The sequence below is a fragment of the Planococcus beijingensis genome, assembly GCF_016820615.1.
GTDB lineage: Bacteria > Bacillota > Bacilli > Bacillales_A > Planococcaceae > Planococcus > Planococcus notacanthi.
The window spans coordinates 192,820-213,428 of the sequence record NZ_JADHDZ010000004.1 but is presented as its reverse complement, the minus strand read 5'-3'; the positions used below and the strand labels follow the sequence as shown (position 1 = coordinate 213,428).

The 20,609-nt window shown below is 46.0% G+C and carries 21 protein-coding genes; 14 read left to right on the top strand and 7 right to left on the bottom strand.

The window, feature by feature from the left end; genetic code table 11:
• Positions 1-37: 37 nt before the first annotated feature.
• Together IRE19_RS12035 and IRE19_RS12030 are read left to right on the top strand one after the other, a co-directional pair.
• Positions 38-988, top strand: a complete 951-nt coding sequence (locus IRE19_RS12035) for an ATP-grasp domain-containing protein (protein WP_203340559.1) — start codon at positions 38-40, stop codon at positions 986-988.
• A 105-nt stretch (positions 989-1,093) separates the two neighbouring features.
• Complete coding sequence (locus IRE19_RS12030; RefSeq protein WP_238943199.1) at positions 1,094-1,297, top strand: hypothetical protein; 204 nt, start codon at positions 1,094-1,096, stop codon at positions 1,295-1,297.
• Positions 1,298-1,326: 29 nt separating this feature from the next.
• On the opposite strand, the gene IRE19_RS12025 is transcribed toward IRE19_RS12030, so the two are convergent.
• Complete coding sequence (locus tag IRE19_RS12025; protein WP_203340558.1) at positions 1,327-1,623, bottom strand: protein YxiS; 297 nt, start codon at positions 1,621-1,623, stop codon at positions 1,327-1,329.
• Positions 1,624-1,752: 129 nt separating this feature from the next.
• Here IRE19_RS12025 and IRE19_RS12020 point away from each other — a divergent pair, with 129 nt between their 5' ends.
• Positions 1,753-2,430, top strand: a complete 678-nt coding sequence (locus IRE19_RS12020; protein ID WP_203340557.1) for a hypothetical protein — start codon at positions 1,753-1,755, stop codon at positions 2,428-2,430.
• A 543-nt stretch (positions 2,431-2,973) separates the two neighbouring features.
• On the opposite strand, the gene IRE19_RS12015 is transcribed toward IRE19_RS12020, so the two are convergent.
• From IRE19_RS12015 to IRE19_RS12005, 3 genes are all read right to left on the bottom strand, one after another.
• Positions 2,974-3,909 carry an aldo/keto reductase gene (locus IRE19_RS12015; RefSeq protein WP_203340556.1) on the bottom strand — a complete coding sequence of 312 codons (936 nt, stop codon included), beginning with the start codon at positions 3,907-3,909 and terminating at the stop codon, positions 2,974-2,976.
• Positions 3,910-3,999: 90 nt separating this feature from the next.
• The gene (locus IRE19_RS12010; protein WP_349291274.1) at positions 4,000-5,244 is read right to left on the bottom strand and encodes an erythromycin esterase family protein; all 1,245 of its coding nucleotides are present in this window, start codon (positions 5,242-5,244) and stop codon (positions 4,000-4,002) included.
• 92 nt (positions 5,245-5,336) lie between these two features.
• Entirely contained in the window at positions 5,337-5,606 is a 270-nt protein-coding gene (locus tag IRE19_RS12005) for a GNAT family N-acetyltransferase (protein ID WP_203340554.1), read from the bottom strand.
• A 164-nt stretch (positions 5,607-5,770) separates the two neighbouring features.
• On the opposite strand from IRE19_RS12005, the gene IRE19_RS12000 reads away from it, so the two are divergent.
• Positions 5,771-6,685, top strand: a complete 915-nt coding sequence (locus IRE19_RS12000) for a catalase family peroxidase (RefSeq protein ID WP_203340553.1) — start codon at positions 5,771-5,773, stop codon at positions 6,683-6,685.
• Positions 6,686-7,073: 388 nt separating this feature from the next.
• Here IRE19_RS12000 and IRE19_RS11995 read toward each other — a convergent pair whose 3' ends face one another.
• The 3 genes from IRE19_RS11995 to IRE19_RS11985 form a co-directional block, all read right to left on the bottom strand.
• Entirely contained in the window at positions 7,074-8,447 is a 1,374-nt protein-coding gene (locus IRE19_RS11995; protein WP_203340552.1) for a Glu/Leu/Phe/Val family dehydrogenase, read from the bottom strand.
• A 107-nt stretch (positions 8,448-8,554) separates the two neighbouring features.
• Positions 8,555-10,045 (bottom strand): glycine betaine uptake BCCT transporter, encoded by a 1,491-nt coding sequence (locus IRE19_RS11990; protein WP_203340551.1) that lies wholly within the window; start codon positions 10,043-10,045, stop codon positions 8,555-8,557.
• Positions 10,046-10,134: 89 nt separating this feature from the next.
• Positions 10,135-10,695: an SLOG family protein gene (locus IRE19_RS11985; protein ID WP_191715394.1), complete on the bottom strand. Its 561-nt coding sequence runs from the start codon at positions 10,693-10,695 to the stop codon at positions 10,135-10,137.
• Positions 10,696-10,882: 187 nt separating this feature from the next.
• Between IRE19_RS11985 and IRE19_RS11980 the strand changes: the two genes are divergently transcribed.
• From IRE19_RS11980 to IRE19_RS11935, 10 genes are all read left to right on the top strand, one after another.
• Positions 10,883-11,833 carry a threonine ammonia-lyase gene (locus IRE19_RS11980; protein WP_203340550.1) on the top strand — a complete coding sequence of 317 codons (951 nt, stop codon included), beginning with the start codon at positions 10,883-10,885 and terminating at the stop codon, positions 11,831-11,833.
• A gap of 73 nt (positions 11,834-11,906) precedes the next feature.
• Positions 11,907-12,071: a YfhE family protein gene (locus IRE19_RS11975; RefSeq protein ID WP_191715396.1), complete on the top strand. Its 165-nt coding sequence runs from the start codon at positions 11,907-11,909 to the stop codon at positions 12,069-12,071.
• A gap of 155 nt (positions 12,072-12,226) precedes the next feature.
• Entirely contained in the window at positions 12,227-13,000 is a 774-nt protein-coding gene (locus tag IRE19_RS11970) for an SDR family oxidoreductase (RefSeq protein WP_191715397.1), read from the top strand.
• 31 nt (positions 13,001-13,031) lie between these two features.
• Positions 13,032-13,589 carry a TetR/AcrR family transcriptional regulator gene (locus IRE19_RS11965; RefSeq protein WP_191715398.1) on the top strand — a complete coding sequence of 186 codons (558 nt, stop codon included), beginning with the start codon at positions 13,032-13,034 and terminating at the stop codon, positions 13,587-13,589.
• Positions 13,590-13,608: 19 nt separating this feature from the next.
• Positions 13,609-14,031, top strand: coding sequence for an acyl-CoA thioesterase (locus IRE19_RS11960; protein WP_203340549.1), 423 nt, complete (start codon positions 13,609-13,611; stop codon positions 14,029-14,031).
• The gene (locus tag IRE19_RS11955; protein ID WP_203340548.1) at positions 14,021-15,787 is read left to right on the top strand and encodes an acyl-CoA dehydrogenase FadE; all 1,767 of its coding nucleotides are present in this window, start codon (positions 14,021-14,023) and stop codon (positions 15,785-15,787) included. Before IRE19_RS11960 ends, IRE19_RS11955 begins: the two co-directional genes overlap by 11 nt.
• Positions 15,788-15,799: 12 nt before the next feature.
• Positions 15,800-16,774, top strand: a complete 975-nt coding sequence (locus tag IRE19_RS11950; RefSeq protein ID WP_203340547.1) for a quinone oxidoreductase family protein — start codon at positions 15,800-15,802, stop codon at positions 16,772-16,774.
• Positions 16,771-17,754, top strand: a complete 984-nt coding sequence (locus IRE19_RS11945; protein ID WP_349291273.1) for an MBL fold metallo-hydrolase — start codon at positions 16,771-16,773, stop codon at positions 17,752-17,754. The genes IRE19_RS11950 and IRE19_RS11945 overlap by 4 nt, the downstream gene beginning before the upstream one ends.
• A gap of 15 nt (positions 17,755-17,769) precedes the next feature.
• Complete coding sequence (locus IRE19_RS11940; protein WP_203340546.1) at positions 17,770-18,696, top strand: ketopantoate reductase family protein; 927 nt, start codon at positions 17,770-17,772, stop codon at positions 18,694-18,696.
• A gap of 171 nt (positions 18,697-18,867) precedes the next feature.
• A complete protein-coding gene (locus tag IRE19_RS11935; RefSeq protein ID WP_203340545.1) occupies positions 18,868-20,604 on the top strand; it encodes a carbon starvation CstA family protein in 1,737 nt (578 codons plus the stop codon).
• Positions 20,605-20,609: the final 5 nt, after the last annotated feature.

Sequence of the window (20,609 nt, the reverse complement as noted above, 5' to 3'; positions counted from 1 at the left end):
AAGCGTTTAAAGCGCTGCACACCCAGGAGGATACAGCATGTCGGAGAAAATTTACGTTATACATGAAAACGAAGAATGGACTGCCCATCTTTTTAAACGGCTCGATGAATTGGGGTTGCCGTATGAAGACTGGTTTATTAACGAAACCTTGGTTGATTTGAATGAAGCACCGCCGGAAGGCGTTTTTTACAGCCGCATGAGCGCTTCTTCACATACAAGAGGGCATCGTTTTGCGCCTGAAATGACTGAATCTGTGCTGGCTTGGCTGGAACATCATGGCCGTACGGTTTTTAACGGCAGCCGTGCCCTGCGACTTGAAGTCAGCAAGGTCAACCAATACATGGCATTGAACGCAGCGGAAATCCGGACGCCGAAAACGATTGCGGCAAACGGCAAAGAGCAGATTTTGAAAGCTGCTGAAAAAATGGCTGTTCCGTCGTTCATCACCAAACACAACCGGGCGGGCAAAGGCTTAGGTGTGCGTTTGTTCCATTCACCTGAAGCGTTGAAGGAATATGTCGATGGCCCTGAATTTGAACCGTCCATTGATGGAATTACATTGATCCAGGAGTATATTCAGGCACCGCAACCTTTTATCACGCGCTGTGAATTTGTTGGCGGAAAATTTGTCTACGCGGTTCAAGTAGATACTTCAGAAGGATTTGAATTATGCCCAGCGGATGCCTGCCGCATTGACGACTTGTTCTGTCCGGTAGGAGAAGAAGTCGAAGAAAAACCGAAGTTCCAAGTGATTGATGGGTTTGATGATCCGATCTTGAAAAAATACGAAGCGTTCCTGAGCAGCAACGGAATTGATGTGGCCGGTATTGAATTTATCCGCAACGCTGACGGAGAAATCTTTACGTATGATGTCAATACCAATACGAATTACAATGCCGATGCAGAAGCAGTGGCTGGAAAATTTGGCATGCTCGAGCTTGCTGAATTTCTTGGGCGAGCATTAAAAGACGTGAAACTGCCTGTCTAACAAAGAATGGCGGCTGTCGATTCATTAGAGAAAGCCGCCTCTTTTGTTTACAAAGGGCTGAGCAAGGGAAAAATTCAGTTAAGGAAAATCACAAAGGGGTGTTTGATGATGGTGGAAGAGAGAAAAGAAGAAGAATTGGCAGAACGTCCAGAGCCTGTAGAAGCCGAAGAAGCGGAAGACGCTGAACCGGTCGAAGATGATTCGAAGTTCGATAAAATCTACAGCAATGTAGCATCCAACCGGTATGAGAACTTGCGCACGAGCTATATTGAAAACAAAGCCAAAGAACTGCGGAAACGCAAAAAATAAAAGATCGAGTGCTTGCGCACTTCGATCTTTTATTTTTTAGGGAGCTTGTCAATTTCTTCAGAAACGACAAAAGCCAGATCATCATTTCCAAACATTTGCAGGACATCGAGCAACGTTTCGTGGTCGATTTCCAGTTCTTCTGTACCTGCTTGCTCGATGGCAGCAGACAGAACGGGGCTTTGCAATTGTCCAGGATAGGCACGCTGGTATAGTTCAGCGGCGTCCAATTGATGGTTCGTGCACCATTGAACAAAAAGCTGGACCATCACTTCTTCATCCTGCTGGTATTTTTTTATGATGTATTCGTCTCTATTTTCGTTGTTCATGTACAGGAACCTCCATCACTAATCGTTTTGTGATAGTAGCATACCAAACAATTCAAGTGCTTGCATGGACTTCTACCCATTTTTCCTCTAGAATGAAGCCATGGCAATGACAGTATCGGAGGGCAAATTATGAAATTACTTCAAGTAAGAAAAGGACAATTCGTCTATTACCAAAATGAATTGCACAAAGTGTATTCTGTAAAACCGTTGGCTAAAAAGTCGGTGCTGATGTTCCGCATCAAGGATATGGAGCAAGTCGCCAGCAAGGCAGAAGAAGTCACGTTCTACAAACCGAAACATATGGATTCTTTCCTATTTTTTGGTGCTAGGTACACGTTGCATGAAGACCGTCCGGCAGAAGAAGGCGGCTATATCCTGATCACTAAACCGGATCCTGATTATATGGATCATTACTCATTGAATGAATTCGAAAAAGTGGAATCTGTTGAAGGCAAGAATGTCATCACCACTCGCCAAAACACAGTGAAATCGAGAGAATTTCTCGTTATGGTGTCTGGAGAAGAACAGGGCAGCAACGATATCGTCTACTTGGATAAGTCAAAAGTTTCAGTTGAACAGCTGGAGCAGGACGCTCAGCTAGAGGAAGTATTGCGTGAAAAGAATGCGGTCCGTCCGTCTATCGGGGATGTTTATTTGAACCTCGATAACACTGGGACAGCAATGGTAGTAGCAATTGCCGGAGAAGAAGTGACACTTGGAACCGGGGAACGCATTACGTTCCATGAATTGTATAAAGCAGATAACTGGAGTTATCTATACAATATCAACGATGGCGAATTCAGATAAAAATCAACAAAAGGCGATCCTCCAAGGATCGCCTTTTGTTCAGACTGTAGACAAAGTCTTTCCAAAATGAATAGCGGTGCATACCCCCAACCGGTCCGGCCACTTCGCGTTCCGTGGGCTCAGCTTCAGCCTCCTCGTCACTGCGTTCCTGCGGGGTCTTCAGCTTTCGCTGTCCCACAGGAGTCTCCGTGGCCAGCCCGGTCGGAGGCGTGTAGCTTCAATCAAAGAAAAGGGCTTGCTAGTCAGAATCCCGAAGACTTCGTCCAAACAAACTTGGTAAATCCATCAAAGGATCCGTAGCGCAAGGCGGCGAAGGGCAAAGATATGCTCCTGCATCGCTGCGCTAGCTTCGTCGCAAACGAGTCAGGCACAGCCCGACTCGCTTCCTGCGGGACAGCGAAGTGTCGAAATCCACTCGGACCCGAGTCCGAGTTAGTTCGGCGCGAGCCCGCGGAAAGCGTCCGCCTGGAGCGCAGGATCTGGTGTAAATAAGATAAAATGAATAATTATTCTTTAAAGGATATAACTATTCTTTTGTTCAGCTTAATCTTTAAAAATAGAACCGATTTCCAGAATTTCTTCTGTGCTCAATTGGACGTCGAGTGCACTTAAGTTCGACAATACCTGATCGGCACGTTTAGCACCGGGAATCACGCCATCAATTTCGGGGCGTGCCAAATACCAGGCCAAGACGATGTGTGCTGTTTCTGTGCCTTTGGCTTCTGCAATGTTCTTTAGTTTTCGTACCTTCTCCAAGTTACGCTCAAATTCTTCTCCTTGAAGATGGGGCATGTTTGTCCGCAAATCATCGAAAGTTTTATTTTTATCGTATTTCCCCGCCAACAAGCCGGCAGCAAAAGGGAAGTAAGGGACATAGGAAATTCCATGTTCTTTTACATAAGGGAAATAATCTTCTTCAGCCTGACGCTTCAACAGATTGTACTCGCCTTGAAAAACATCTACGTAACCGTCTTTATTGGCATCTTTTAATTGGTCCATGGAGAAATTGGAAACGCCGATCGAACGGATTTTGCCGTCTTCCTTCAAACGCTGCAATGCGCCGACTGCCTCAGCTTTTGGTGTTTGCTCATCGGGAAAATGGATGTAGAACAAGTCAATATAATCAGTTTGAAGGCGTTTCAGGCTATCTTCCACCGACTGTTTCAAAAATGCCGGTGAGTTATCAGTGACATGTTCCTCACCTTGGCGACGCTGAGCTCCTTTAGTGGCCACTACTAGCTCATGGCGAGCCCCGGATTCCTGCAGCACTTCACCCAATAATTCTTCTGATCGGCCATAGCCATAAGCATAAGCTGTGTCGATGAAATTCAATCCGTTATCAATGCCGGCGTGAACCAGTTCTTTGCCGGTATCTTCGTTTAAATCTGGATAGAGATTATGTCCGCCCACCGCATTGATGCCAAGGCCGATCGGATTGATGTATAAACCCGTCTTTCCAAGTTGCGTCTTTTCCGTCATGAATAGTCCAGCTCCTTTGAATAAGTCTGTTTTTATCATAACATTCTAAAATTTGCGGGCGAAAGATAACGCTCAGAAAAGACGATCCAGTTAAAGAGGGCGGAGTGCCTGGGTGGAATCAATAAAGACGAAGGCGTCATAGCGCTGCGACATTTTTGAAGGGACGTAATTGCCGTAGGCTTCATGTTCCGGGTTATAGACGACGCCGATTGCACGGTGGCCGACCCAACGATCAAAAAGAGCGAAATTCTCCGAATGGAACAATAGGAATTTATTGAAAGCGCCGGTTCGGTGCAGAACATCTTCCCACGTATTGGGGGTGGCAGGCGGGATTGTCATTTCTTCGGCCGGGTCTCCCCAAGAAGGGGCGGCAATGACCGTTCCGGAGTGCGTCCCGAAGCCGACTGCATAAACATCCTCTAAGCGGTTTTGTTCACGCAGAATCTGCCCTACATTGGTCATTCCCTCCTTTCTCATATCCGTAGCACTGGCATCGCCGATGTGGGTATTGTGTTCCCAAATGATGATTTTTGCCTCTCTGCCATGATAATCCCGAACTTCGTTGATCGTCTCCACCATATGTTCATCGCGAATGTTCCAAGAAATTTCACCACTTTGCACCATTGCCCGGTAATAGTCTTCTGCATTTTTTAGCACCATGGCATTGATCTTTAAATTCAAATCGCCTTCATATTCATCCTTGTACAGGTCTTCGTTCGAGCGGATGGAGGCCAGCAATTTTGTAACTTCCTCCACGCAGGTCTTGGAAAAGCCCGCAGCAGCCACTGCGTAATCTTCCGGTTCGCGATTAAATGGTTCAAAGCAGGAAAATGCTTTCTTGGCCAATTCAACATCTCTGCCCGATGGATCGATGTCGGTTAGGTAGCGGATCACTTCTTCCATGGATTCCCAAAGACTGTACACGTCAATGCCATAAAAACCAACTTTTTGGGAAGTTGCTTGATTGTATTCTTTCAGCCAACTGACAAAGTCGGCAATTTCTTTGTTGGCCCACATCCAGGTCGGCCATCTGTTGAAAGCCGCAAGTATTTCATCCGGCTTTTTTTCATTCCCTTCAAAGCCTTTGATGTAGCGGTTTACCTGTTGGCAAGAAGGCCAATCACCTTCAACGGCAACCAGCGAAAAGCCTTTTTCCAAAATCAATCTTTTGGTCAATGCTGCCCGCCAGGTATAAAACTCGGAGGTCCCATGTGTTGCTTCTCCCAGAAGAACAAATTTCGCATCACCGATCGCTTCTACTAGAGGCGTCAATTCTTCGACTGAACGGAAGGGTTGTGCATGCATTTGTACGGCTTCCTCAAGCGATGTCTTCACCTGTCCCCACCCCTTTTTATTGTTCATGTTCCCCTTGTTAAAGCTCTCAAACAAAGGCAAAAGAAAAAGCATCCGCTTTTGCGGATGCTCTCTCATTTAGCCAATACGTCTTGGAATTCAGGTGTTTTTTCAATGACACTGTGTGCAAATGGACATTGAGGGTCGATTGTTTTGTTTTCGCTGCGTGCGAACTCAACGACCTGTGAAACTAATTTTTTGCCGATTCCTTGGCCCTCCAGTTTGGGGGATACCTCGGTATGGTCGACGGTCAATACGTCCCCATTTTCTACATAACTCAGGTAAGCCAGTTCTTCGGAATTCTCCACAGCCGAGAATTTATTGTTTTCATGTTTGAAATCCACTGATGTTGCCTCCTTTAGTTTGTATGATGCGTTCTTTTTTTGTATTCCCTCTATAATATAGAATATTCAATCCCAATGAAGAAATTATATTGCGGGAAAAATAAATATACAGATTTACTCCTTGTATAAACAGGGTATGGATTCTCATGAAGAGGTGATAAGGAATGAAAAAGTCACAGTTAGCAGAAACAGCCATTGACCGAATTGAAAAGGTATTTGGCAGACATCAAGGGTACCGAAGAGCCCATGCCAGAGGGAAAAGTTACCGAGCCCGTTTTACAGCGACAGGTTCCGCCAGTGAGTTGACAACAGCATCGCATCTGCAAAAAGGGGAAAGCAGAGCTTTTGTTCGTTTTTCGCATTTCTCTCCAGACCCGACATGGGCAGATGCAATGTCTCCAGTCAAAGGAATGGCCGTCCAATTCGAATTGGCGAACGGAGAGGCGACCAATATCGTGGGTGTCACGTCTCCCATTTTCTTTGCAAAAACACCCGAAATTTTCACAGAAATGCTGGGTGTCGCAAAATCGTTCAAGAAAGGCAAGCCCAGCATAACGGAACTGGCAGGCTTGCTGAAAGATTATCCGGAAAGTGGAGCGATGCTCAACAACATCCGCAAAATGCAGGCACCGGCCAGTTTTGCGACCGGCCAGTATAACTCGGTCCATGCTTTTTATTTTATTGATCTAAAAGGCCAGCGCCGACCTGTTAAATACTTGTGGGAACCAGAAGAAGCAGTGGAAACCCTGTCGCCGCTCGATGCCGTTAAATTGCCAGTCGGTTCTTTTGAAGCGGATATTGAGGACCGGATTGCAAAAGGCCCAGTGAATTTCCGTCTGGATGTCATTTTGGGGCAACCGGAAGATCCTACAGACGATCCGACAAAAGAATGGCCGGACTACCGGGAAAAGCTGACGATCGGTTATTTGGCGATCGTGGAAGAGGCGCCGGAAGCGGACGAGATTGTTTTTGATCCGACGCTTGTTACGGAAGGCATTGCATGTTCAGAAGACCGTATTCTAAACTTCCGCCACGACGCGTACAGAATTTCCCACCAACGAAGAATGTCCGAGCAGTAAAAAACGCACAGCCCAATTTTAAGGGCTGTGCGTTTTAAGTCATTTTCTACTTTTAGGTGCTTGCGCTTTTCTTATTGTCCAGACTCCAGCGCCCAGCTCTTCGGGTCATAAGTCAACCCAGCTGTGTGGCAAAAAGCGCCACTTCGCTGGTCTGCCTAAAACCTTATTGCTCCTGCAGCACTCTGTGCTTCGTCGCAAAGAGATGGCTCAAACTACCTTTGAGCCATCTCTTGCCTGTCAGAACTACACGGGCGCTTGCGCTTTTCTTTGTCCAGACTCCAGCAGCCAGCCTCTCGAGTCGCTTCAGCCTTACCAGCAATGGCAAAGACCGCCATTACCGATAAGGCTTCCAGCGCTTGTCGAGGCTAAACGGCTGCTTGCGCTTTTCTTAATAAAGCTTTCCTTGCCGGTAAATCACAGTGGATAGCCTCATAACAGCATGGATGAAACAATTTTGGCGGAGGTTAAATGGATCGCCATAGTATTGCGGCAGTATCATGTCCATTGTTTCCTGCATTTTTTCGATCAATAACCGGTAAACTTCTTTTTCTGTATAGAACTGCGTTTCACGGCCCTGCAACCATTCGAAATAGGAAACAATGACTCCGCCGGCATTTGCCAAGATGTCAGGGATGACGACAACGCCTTGTTCACTCAAGTATTCATCGGCTTCGGCTGTCGTTGGTGCGTTCGCGCCTTCAATGATGATCCGCGCCTGTACATCTTTCACATTGTCTTCACGAATTTGGTTTTCCAGTGCCGCCAATAGCAGGACATCGACAGGCAAGGTGACCAGGATATCCCGTTCTTTTATTTCTGCTTTGATATTGGCGCTTTGCAACTGTTCTTCCGTTGAGGGCAAATCTCCGCGATTTGTTTTAGTGAATTCGATCAAAGCGGGAATATCCAGTCCGTCTTCGTTATATAGAGTGACGTTGCGGTCACTGACAGCGACAATTTTGTGGTCGATCAACGGACATCTATAAGCTTCCAGGGCAGCCACTGCACCCACGTTCCCGAAGCCTTGGACGGCCATCTTCAATGGGCGGTCATACAGCTCTAAAGTTGTCTTGGCAAAGCGGTTGTCGCTGGTGGCCAACAGTTGTTCATTGGCTTTCACGTAATCATGGAGAAGGTAGCGGAACGTGAAGTAAACGCCTTTTCCGGTCGCTTCCCGTCTTCCGAGAGAACCACCATTTACAACACTTTTACCCGTGAAGCTTCCAAGGTAAGGCGTACCGTGATGGACTTTCTTATATTCGGCCATCATCCAGTCCATTTCCCTTTCGCCTGAACCCATGTCGGGCGCGGGAATGTCTTTGTCGGGGCCGATGACATCGGCAAAATAGCGTACATATTTTCTGGAAATAAGATTCAGCTCTTTTTCCGAGTATTCGCGTGGGTTGATGACAATGCCGCCTTTGCCTCCGCCAAATGGCACTTTATGAAGGGCATTTTTCAACGTCATCAAAAATGCGAGATTGATGACCTCTTCTTCATTAACGCTTTCATGGAAACGGATGCCTCCTTTATAAGGGCCCATCGCATCGTTATGCTGTGCACGGTAAGACGGAATTCGCACTACACTCCCATCATCCAAAGGAACCCTCAAGAACGCTTTATGTATTTTATCGGGTGTGGAAAGAATAGCGCTCAATGAAGCGAAAGCCTGTTTCCGGTCCGTCAACCCAGGCAAGAACGACTTATTCTCAAGCAAGGCATCCAATGATCCCTGGATGATTTTTTTGGTTTCTTTCTGCATATCCCGAACACCTCCAAGTGTAATGTCTACTTACCCTATACCCAGTCCTTCCCTATTTAATCAATAAGAAAAGCCGTCTTCGGAAATATCCCGAAGACGGCGGTTGTTTACTTTTTGTTTTTGATTAATTGCAATTCCAGATTCAGCGCTTTAAACAGTGCAAAGACCATTAGGATCATCACGAAAGAGAAAGGCAATGCAGCGATAATGATGGTGTTTTGCACAGCCGTCAAGCCTCCAACGGATAGCAGAATGGCCGCCACAAGTGACTGGGCAATTCCCCAGAGAATCTTAATTTGATTGCTTGGCACTAAAGATCCGTGTGTTGACTGCATCCCTAATACGAAAGTGGCGGAGTCAGCGGATGTAATGAAGAATGTTGTGACGAGCAGAATGGCAATGATCGACATGATAAAGCCGATTGGCATCTCATTAAACATCGCAAACAAAGTCTGTTCTGTAGGGAAAGCAGTTAAATCAATGCCGCTTTTTTGGAAATTGATTGCCGTGGTGCCAAAAGTGGCATACCAGATTCCCGCAAAGGCGCTTGGAGCAAGAACGACACCAACCAAAAATTCACGGATGGTACGTCCTTTGGAGATGCGGGCGATGAACATGCTGACGAATGGTGCCCATGAAATCCACCATGCCCAGTAGAAGATGGTCCAGCCATCCAGCCAGCTGCGATTTTCTGCGTCAAGTGGAGCAGATTGGAAACTCAAGCTGATTAAATTTTGAAGATACTCTCCGAAAGTTTCGGTAAACATATTCAAGATTAGTAGAGTTGGGCCTAAGATTAGGACCAATATCAGTAAAGTGATGGCTAAGATCATATTGACGTTAGACAGGTATTTGATACCCTTGTTCAATCCGGACCATGCCGAAATGATGAACAAGATGGTCACGGCGCCGATGATCAGCATCTGCACCCAGTAATCTTGAGGTGCTCCGAACAAATAGGAAATGCCTCCGTTAATTGAAGCAGCACCAAAGCCGAGTGAAGTGGCCACGCCAAAAACCGTAGCAAAAACAGCGAGTACGTCAACAAGTGTGCCCAAAGGACCATTCATCTTGTCGCCGAAAATCGGCTTCAGTGTTGATGAAATTAACGCGGGTTCGCCTTTTCTGAATTGGAAAAAGGCTAGAGACAGGGCGACCATTCCATACATCGTCCAGATGTGGATACCCCAATGGTAATAAGAGCGCTGCAAAGCTTCTTTGAACGCTGCGTCCGATCCGATTTCTGCTGTTGCAGGTTGAATAGCAAAATGGGATAGCGGCTCTGAAGCGCCATAGAAGACGAGGCCGATGCCCATCCCTGCAGAGAATAACATGGAAATCCAACTGAAAGTCGAAAACTCAGGGCGATCAGAATCTTTGCCAAGCCGGATTTTTCCATAGGGGCTGACGATAATGATGGCAACGAGGATTAGCAGAGTGGCCATAATCATTAAATAATACCAGCCAAATGCTGTATTGATATAGTTACGGATGTTTCCCGTGGCAGTTTCAAAGATTTCAGGCGCAATAACGCCGAAAGCGACAGTTAAGATAACTAACGCAAATGTGATGTAAAAGACTTTCGAAGCTTTCTTCATAGTTCCTCCTGAAGTAATTTTTTTAACATAGTTGTTAAGGTTACCTAAAAGCTTACTTATAGTCAACCTAATAAAAGAAAGGAAGGATATTAATTGTCCCATTCCTTCATTTGTTCTTCTTCTGCCACAACTCGCAGGTCATCACCGGAAATCGTCAAAACTTGATAATCAGTTGTTTCCGCATAACGCTCCGCTTCTTTCTTGATGAATTTGGGGGAACCATCAGTTTCTTCATCATAGACTATGAGGATGCCATCGGAATTGCGCAGGAAGAACTTGTTCTTTTCGATGAATTGCCAAGGTGCTTCATAAGGTTTACTGGTCAGGCTGCGGTGAAAATCAGCCTGTTCGATAATCATGCGATAATTTTCCTGCTTGGTTTCATTCCATCTTCCTTCCTGGTCGAGAAAAGGTGTAAGCACAGCGTATTTCAATTCCGGAAATTCTTCCTTCATCTCTAGCACAACTTCAGCGGCCCAGGTTTCAACACCCAGCTGTCCGCTCAAAATTATCCATTCCAATCCTTCATCTAGCAAAGCCCGAAAACGATTTTCCAATGCTTTTTTAATGAAAAAGACACCTGGATTTTTTTCGTCAAATATGCCCAGTTCATGTTGCTTATAGCCGGTGACCACCAATCGTTTCAACAATTTGTCCACTCCTCTTGAGGTTTTGCCATCTTACTCTATAGTATAGGCGGCAGAGCGTCCACTCGCATTAATTTCTCCGCATGACGGATGGATTTTTAAATCTGATTATTCAATTTAAAAAGAACGTTTATGATAAGATACAGGAAAAATAGAACGGATTTATTAGTGAACCAAAGGAGTGGATTAAATGGTAAGCCTTGCAGATGTGAAGAAAGCACAGAAAGAAATCCAAGAGACAATCCATCAAACACCGATCTTGACGTCTTCGCTTCTGGATGAACGCTGCGGAATGGAAGTCTTTTTAAAAGCGGAACATCTGCAGAAGACGGGCTCCTTTAAAATAAGGGGAGCCACGAATGCGGTAAAACAAGCAGCAGCAGCTGGAGCACGTTTCATCACAGCAGCGTCTTCCGGCAATCATGGCCAGGCTATTGCTTATATCGCCGGTCGAATGGGCATCCCTGCGATCATTATTGTGCCTGAAGATGCCAATCGCGCCAAAGTGGAAGCGATTAAAGCATACGGGGCCAAGGTTGAGTATTGCGGATTGACTTCCGCTGAACGAATACCGAGAGCCGAGCAATTGGCAGAAAGAAATAATGGGGTCTATATCCCACCTTATGATCATCCCGCGGTCATTGCCGGCCAGGGAACCGTTGCCTTGGAGATTCTTGAACAGGTGCCGGAAGCGGACACCATCGTTGTGCCGGTTGGAGGGGGCGGCTTGATCAGCGGAATTTTATCGGCAGTAAAAAATAGTAAGCCCAGCATCCGTATTATCGGAGTCGAACCTGAGACAGCCAATGATACGTTTCTCTCTCTTCAAAAAGGGGAAATCACAGCCATTTCCGGAACTTCAACCATCGCGGACGGATTGCGCACTTCACAGCCTGGTGATTTGACCTTTCCGGTTTTGAAAGAGCATCTCGACGACTTGGTCTTGGTTTCTGAAACTGAAATTAAAGAGGCATTCCGTTTCTTGTTGGAACGCACCAAACAACTAGTAGAACCTTCAGGCGCGACGGCTTTGGCTGCAGTCATGGCAGGTAAGAATGAAATGGAAATTAAAAAGGCCGTTGTCGTTTTATCAGGAGGGAACATCGACCTTCTTAAGATTTCTCATGTACTAGAAAACTGAGGTTTAGATGAACGTCACGCGGGAAAAGTGCCAACAACAGGATGAAAACCAATTGATGAAAGGAGTGGGAGTCATGAGCAAAGAAAAAGAGCCACATGAAAAATTGGCGGATAAAGAACTGGATTTGAAGGCCGCTCAGGAAGTGCATTACAATGACGATTTTAAGAAAGCAGACAATGCTGCCAAGGCGGAAAATCAACAAAACGAAAGCAAGTCCGAAAAATCTGATGACAAGTGATTGAAAAGCTGATTATTACTTAAAGTAATAATCGGCTTTTTTGTATTGAATCGTTTCTTGCAAAAAGAAGTTGAAAGCGGTAACATTAATTTAAGAATTCTGAACATACTAACTAGTTAGTATGTATGTTTTATCAATAGACAGGGGGATGGAAGATGAACGTAATGGATTTATTCAAATTGGAAGGCAAAACGGCAATTGTAACAGGAGGTGGCCGTGGCCTTGGTGCCATGATGGCTGAAGCGTTTGCAGAAGCGGGAGCGAATGTCGTCGTGTGTTCACGAAAAGTGGAGGCCTGCCAGGAAACGGCGGAAAAATTGGATAAAATGGGCGCCGGAACGCTTGCGCTGGCATGTGATGTCACGAATGAAGACGATGTGAAGAATGTTGTTCAGCAAACGCTTGAAAAGTTCGGCTCTATTGATATTCTGGTCAATAATTCCGGAGCTACGTGGGGAGCGCCGGTTGTCGATATGCCGCTGGATGCCTGGCAAAAAGTGATGGATGTCAATGTAACAGGAACATTCCTCATGAGCCGTGAAGCAGGAAAGGCGATGATTGAACAAAAGAGCGGAAAGATCATCAATATTTCATCAGTTGCCGGATTAGGGGGAATCAATCCGACGCTGATGGATACGATAGGCTATAACACCAGCAAAGGTGCGGTCATCACTTTTACGAAAGATTTGGCTGCCAAATGGGGGCAGCATAACATTAACGTCAATGCGATCGCTCCTGGTTTCTTTCCGACCAAAATGTCGAAAGTGGTGATGGAAAAAGGACAGGAGGGCTTGCTTGCCCAAACGCCATTGAATCGTTTCGGCACGGAAGAGGATTTGAAAGGAGCCGCTTTATTCCTGGCATCCAAAGCTTCTGATTATATAACTGGTGATGTCGTTATCGTCGATGGGGGCATGCACGCACTGTAAATTATGGGAAAACGAATGGCGGGGTATGATCATGAAAGCGGAAATCAAACAGAAAAGCATTCTCCTGTTTGAGGAAAAGGGTTTCAGTGAAACTTCCATACAGGATATCGTCGAGGCGTTAGGTGTCACGAAAGGGACTTTCTATTATTACTTCTCAAGCAAAGAACAACTGTTGATGGATATTCATTTAGGCTATATCGACGATCTGCTGAACCGCCAGGAGAAAATCCAGCAAAAGCAAATCAGCAATCGTGAAAAACTGACGCAGCTCATCGCTTTATTGATTACCGACATCGCGAAACATGGACCAAGCGGGAAAGTGTTTTTTAGGGAAATGCGCCATCTGGGCGAAGAGAATGCCTTCCAAGTGAAGGGCAAACGTGAAAAATTTCGTAAAAACCTGGAAAAAATCATAATGGACGGTATCGTTCAAAAAGAATTCCGGCAGGGACTTGATCCTGATATCATCGCATTTGCCATTTTAGGTGTCGCTAATTGGAGCTACCAATGGTTCAATCCCTCAGGTGGGATTACAGCGGATCGGTTGGCGGACATATACAGTGATCTGATTCTTAACGGCATCGTTTGAAGATAAAGGAGGAAATGCAATGGCACATGAAATTCCGGTAAAAGTGCGGTTTAGTGAAACTGACGCCTTAGGGCATATCAGCAATATCAGCTATTTTATCTACCTGGAAGAAGCGCGGACTGAATTTTTCGCTGAACTGGGTTTTGGGCGCGACATCAACAATTGGAAGATCATTCTTGCTTCAGCTTCCTGTGACTTTGTCAGTCAGGGCTATTACAACCAAAAGTTGGTCGTCCGGACAGAAGTCAGCAAAATCGGCAACTCAAGTTTTCAGGTGGTACACGAAATCAATGATGCAGAAAGTGGGGAACTGATTGCAAGAGGACAGGCAAGCGGTGTCCATTTCAATTTCGAAACACAAAAAAGCGAGCCTTTACCCGAAGCAAACCGCCAACAACTGGAAAAGCATTTAATCAAGGAGGCAAGCCATCATGGAAACTAAGACCACAGGATATAAAGGGGCATCCTTCCTTTATAAACCGTCGCAAGATTTTTTCACACCGGAAGATTTCACGGATGAGCATCAATTGATTGCCAAAACAGCAAGGCTTTTTCTTGAAAAGGAAGTACGGCCAAACAATGAAGCCATCGAAAACCAGGATTTCGATTTGGTTAAGGAGCTGTTTGCTAAAGCGGGAGAGCTTGGGCTGCTTGGCCATAGCATTCCGAAAGCATACGGTGGCCTTGGACTGGATAAAATCAGCAAAGGGCTGGTCGGCGAGTCGTTGGGCTCAGCTGGAGGATACGGCGTAGCGCATTCCAATCATACATGCATTGCGACGTTGCCAATCACTTATTTTGGCACGCGAGAGCAAAAAGAGAAATACCTGCCGAAGCTGGCTTCGGGTGAGTTTGTCGGCGCTTATTGCCTGACAGAACCGGGAGCAGGATCCGACGCGCTTTCTGCCAAAACTACGGCCAAACTTAATGAAGCCGGAACTCATTATCTATTGAACGGAACAAAGATGTTCATCACCAATGCCGCTTTTTCCGATACGTTCATTGTTTATGCAAAAGTTGACGGAACGGCCTTCACGGCATTCATTGTTGAAAAAGATCACCCAGGCCTGTCCCTTGGGCCTGAAGAACAGAAAATGGGCATTAAAGGCTCTTCCACCCGGGCGGTCATATTCGAAGATTGTGAAGTGCCGGTGGAAAATCTGCTTGGGGAAATCGGCAAAGGACATGTCATTGCTTTGAATGTCTTGAATCTGGGCCGCTACAATCTGGGATCTGCCTGCATGGGTGCAGCAAAATATGGATTGGAGCTATCATTAAAATATACCAGCGAACGCCGTCAATTCGGCAAAGCGATTGCGGAATTTACGGCTACTCAAGAAAAGTTGGCCGATATGGCTCTTCGCATCTATGCATCCGAATCCCTGCAATACCGGACTGCGGGGTATCTGGAAGATGCGCTGGGTGGGCTTTATGAATCGGACGATTACAGCTTGATTGCCAAACAGCTGATGGAGTATGCAGTTGAATGTGCGGTCTGCAAAGTGCATGGCTCGGAAACGCTCGACTTTGTAGCAGATGAAGCACTGCAACTGCATGGGGGATATGGGTTTATTAAGGAATATAAAGTGGAGCAAATGTACCGTGATTCACGGATAAACCGAATTTTTGAAGGCACAAATGAAGTCAATCGGTTGCTGATTCCAGGGAATTTGTTGAAGCAGGCGGCTAAAGGCAAGCTGCCATTGCCGCAATTGACAGCATCTGCTATTGAAGAAATGAAATCTCCACAAGCCGTAACAAACTCGCCTATTTCCCGGGAAATAGAAGCCGTCCAGGCAATCCGCCGCATCTTCCTGTTTTGTACTGGCATGGCCTATGAAACATATGGAAACAGTCTCGGTGAAGAGCAGGAAGTGCTGATGGCATTGGCGGATATCGCTATTGCTTTATACGCTCTCGAATCTGCGGTGGTGAGAACGGAGAAAGCCATGGCAACAGAAAGCGAACAGCAGCATGCGTTGAAAATGCTGATGATCCAGGCTTTGGCGAGCGATACACTTATGGAAGTGGAAATGGCGGCCCGCAAAATGATGCAGGCAGTTTCTGATGAAAATCAATTGGCACAAAATACAGCTGCAGTGATAAACGAACTGAACCGTCTGCAGCACGGGGGCATGGATAAAGTGAAGCGGCAGATTGCTAAGGATTTATTAGAAGCAGAACACTATATTTGCTAGGGGGAATTATTGATGAAGGTTATTAAATTTGAAGAATACGGTGGACCTGATGTCCTGCAGTTCGTGGAAGCTGAAAAGCCGGATCCATCTGCTATAGAAGTCATTATTGAAGTGAAAGCAATCGGCGTCAATTATGCAGACACAGCGAGGCGTGAAGGGAAATATGTCGTCCCGACGGAACTGCCGTATATTCCAGGGTCGGAAGTGGCTGGCGTAATTGTCGAAGTGGGGGAAAACGTGGAAAAGTTTAAAACGGGTGATCGTGTTGTTGCGCTCATCGGTTCTGCAGGCTACGCCGAATATGCAGCTGTCGACCAAAGTGTGCTGACAGAAGTGCCGGAAGGCGTCGACTTTGATCAGGCTGTGGCGCTGCCGCTGCAGGGATTAAGTGCTTATCATATTTTAAAAACCATGGGCCGTCTGGAACCAGGGGAGACGGTATTGATTCATGCTGCTGCAGGTGGTGTCGGCGCCATCGCCGTCCAATTGGCCAAGATTTTTGGGGCTGGAAAAATCATCGCGACAGCGAGTACGGAAGAAAAGCTGTTTCATGCACAGAAAATGGGCGCGACCCATTTGGTCAATTACACGGAAGAGGGCTGGGTAGAAAAAGTAAAAGCCATTACTGACGGGAAAGGCGTGGACTTGGCTCTGGAGATGGTCGGCGGCGAAGTTTTCAATAAAACCGTAAAATGCTTGGCTCCATTTGGAAGGCTCGTCATATTTGGTGCAGCCAGCGGAGAACAGGCGTCATTCAATCCAGGACAATTAATGCGCAAGAACCAGTCAGTCATCGGTTTTTTCCTGCCACAGATTATGCGTTATCCGGAATTATTCCAGCGGAGCTTTAGTGAATTATTGGCTTATATGAAGAGTGGAGAGCTGATTTTGACGATCGGCGGTACGTATCCACTGGAAGAAGCGGCAAAAGCGCATCATTCATTGCAGGGACGGAAAACCATCGGGAAGCTGGTATTGAAGCCGTGACGCAGCATGCATCAAATAATGGCACTGAAACTGAAGCGATGCTGAAAAAACTGGGAGTTGAAGCGAACCGGATTGATTTGCCTTTTCGTTTAAATCACGTCAACTGCTTCTTGGCCGAAACCGGGCAGGGGTGGACAGTCATTGATGCTGGATTGAACAATGACTATACAAGAGCTTTTTGGGAACGCAAGCTGCAAGGTAAACAGGTCACAGATATATTGGTGACCCATTATCATCCGGACCATTTCGGCTATGCAGGTGGATTGCAGGAAAAGACGGGAGCAAAAGTTCGAATGACACAGACGGATGCGGCAGCAGGAATGGCGTCGTGGGCAGCTCCTTTTTTGGAAACCATTCCTGAAAACTACAGAGCGTCGGGAATTCCTGAAAGCCAGGCAGTGCAGATGGCAAAGAATACGGAAGCATTCAAGCCTTTGGTATCGCCTTTGCCGAAAATCGAACAGTATTTAGCAGAAGGGGACCTTGTGCAGATCGGCCCTTATGAATACCGCGTGATTTTTACGCCAGGCCATTCCGACGGCATGATTTGCTTCTATAATGAAGAGCACCGGGCATTGTTTTCAGCAGACCATATTTTACCGAAAATCACGCCTAATATTTCCTATTGGTTCCATGGCGAAAAAGATCCTCTAACGTCATACTTGACGTCTTTGGAAAAAGTTAGAAAGCTGGATGCGGAATTCGTCATTCCATCCCATGGAACACCATTTTATAATGCCAATCAGCGAATTGATGAATTGTTGATGCATCATGATGAACGACTGGACGAAACGCTGGAGGCGATTGCAGCCCCTAAAACCATCTTTGAAACTTGTGAAACGTTATTTCAACGGCCTTTGAATGTTCATGAAATGCGTTTTGCTGTGGGAGAAACATTGGCACATCTTGAACACTTGAGGCACAAAAAGGAATGTAAACGTGAAATGGCAAATGGCATTTGGCTATATGAAAAAGTATAGAAGAGGGGTGGAGTCATGAAAATCCTGATTGTGGGTGCGGGCGCGATTGGTGGATATTTTGGTGGGCGTCTAGTCGAAAAAGGCGAAGACGTCACTTTTCTGGTGAGGGAAGGCAGAAAAGAGAAGCTGCAGCAAACTGGATTGAACATCCAAAGCAAACATGGAGATTTGCAGCTTTCTCCTAAACTGGTCACTAAAAAAGAGCAAAGCGCTCCATTTGATGTAGTATTGATATCCACCAAATCCTATCAGCTGGAAAACGCGATTGAAGATGTAAAGGCGTTTGTTGGCAATGAAACCATGATTTTGCCTTTATTGAACGGCATTGCTCATTTGATTCCATTAGTTGAGGCTTTTGGAGAAGAACGCGTCATCGGAGGCTTATGCTTTGTCGAAACGACATTAGCGGAAGATGGCACCATTGTCCAGACAAGTCCCACTCATCAATTGATCTACGGTGAACGGACAGGTAACGATACGGAACGTATCCGGAAATTGGAACAGGCTTTCAGCGGGACCAAAGCAGAATTTGTCAGGAGCGATAACATCGAACAGGAAATGTGGCATAAGTATTTGTTTATCACAGCTATGTCGGGCATCACTTCCATGATGGAATCGCCTATCGGCCCGATACGGGATCTTGAAACGGGACAGCGTACAATCCAGACATTGCTGGAAGAGCTTGCCGCTATTATGGAAAAGATAGGGGCTCCAATCCAAGCAGGGATTGCGGATATGCAATTAAAGCGGATCAACAGCATGTCGGCAGAGATGAAATCTTCCATGCAGCGGGATATCGAAAAAATGCAGGCTACGGAAGCTGAACATCTGCAGGGTCACTTGCTCGCGCGGGCTAAAGAATTAGAAATGCAGGTTCCTGTTCTTGAAATCATCTATACGAAATTAAAGTTGTATGAGCAAAAGTTGATTAAAGATGCTTAGGCTCCTTGTCTATTAAAGGCAAGAAGCGTTATATAAAATGACTTTGCCATTCAAGTTGGATTAAGCGAAATAATTATTGTCAGAACATTTACATTATTATCGCACTCCTCTATGATTGGTGTACAAGCAATTTGGAAAGCTTGCAAAAAAATAGGAAAAGGGGTTGGAAATGTGAATGCCATTGCGTTGGCTGCTATTGGAATTTTCATATTTATTCTGGGGTACCGCTTTTATTCTAAATTTGTAGCAGAAAAGATTTTCAGGCTTGATCCGAATTATGTAACACCGGCCCATCGCTTTAAAGATGGAGTCGATTTCGTGCCTACCAATAAATTTGTATTATGGGGACATCATTTTACTTCTGTTGCGGGAGCTGCTCCGATTTTAGGGCCAGCTATAGCTGTCTATTGGGGCTGGTTGCCAGCAGTATTATGGGTAGTTCTCGGAACGGTTTTTGCTGCCGGTGTCCATGATTTCGGCACACTGGTTTTGTCGGTCCGGAACAAAGGGCAATCAGTCGGGACGCTCGCGCATCGTTTGATCGGCCAGCGCGGAAAGGTTTTGTTTCTGTTCATCATTCTGATTCTGGTTTTGATGGTCAATGCTGTATTTGCCTGGGTAATCGCTAACTTGTTTATTTCTTACCCCGCCAGTGTTATACCGGTTTTCATCCAGATTCCATTAGCAATTTGGATCGGTCATGCTGTTTATAAAAAGAACAAGAAAATGCTAGTCCCATCGCTTATCGCTTTGGCAGTCATGTACATAACTGCTGTAGTTGCCAGCCAAGTGAGCTTTTTGCAAATCGACCTGGTGCAATATATGGGTGGAGAAGATGGAGCAGGATTATTTGGGTTAGGTTCAATTTCAACAGCCTTCTTTATCTGGATCATCATCTTGATGGTCTACGTCTACATCGCTTCCACTTTGCCCGTCTGGAAATTGCTGCAGCCGCGTGACTTTATCAACTCGCATCAATTGATTGTCGGACTAGGCATCCTGTATTTGGGGTTACTGTTCACCAACCCGGACATAACTGCACCAATTACCAATCCGGATGCTGATATTTCCTGGTTCCCATTGTTGTTCATTACGATTGCCTGTGGTGCGATATCCGGTTTCCATGGACTTGTGTCTTCCGGTACTTCATCTAAACAGCTCGATAAAGAAACCGATGCCCGTTTTGTCGGTTATTTAGGCGCTGTGGGTGAAGGGGTCTTAGCGCTGATTTCCATCATTGCCGTTATTACCTTGTTCCCGGACAAAGAGACGTTCTTTGCGACTTACAGCAGCTTCCAGGCTTCTAACGGAGCCGGGTTAGGTGCTTTTATCGAAGGGGCCACCAATTTAGCTCAAGGCCTGCTGATTCCTGCGGAAGTGGCGTCAACCATTGTTTCCATCATCGTGGTGTCATTTGCAGCTACAACGTTGGACACGTCAGTCCGCTTAATGCGCTACATCATTTCAGAGCTGGGTGTCGAATACAAAATTCCATCTCTTGAGAAAAAGCATGTCGCGACTACTATCGCAGTTGGAGCAAGTGCTGCACTGGTCCTGCTTCCGGAAGGCCCGAATGGTTTCGGTTCAGGCGGCTACTTGTTATGGCCGTTATTCGGTACCGCCAACCAGTTGCTTGCCGGCATCAGTTTGTTGCTGATTTCCATCTGGCTCCGAAAACTTGGTCGGAATTACATGGTGACGATCATTCCGATGATCTTCTTGATGTTTATGACGCTATGGGCCATGTTCCAGCAGGTATTTCTGCAATGGGCTTGGTATGCGGACCAGCCAAGTACGCTGCTGTTCGTATTTGGTGCGATCATCTTCGTCTTTACACTTTGGATTATCTTGACGGCAATTCAAGCATTGCTTAAGAAAACAGACCCTGACTTTTCAGGTGACGAATAAAGAGC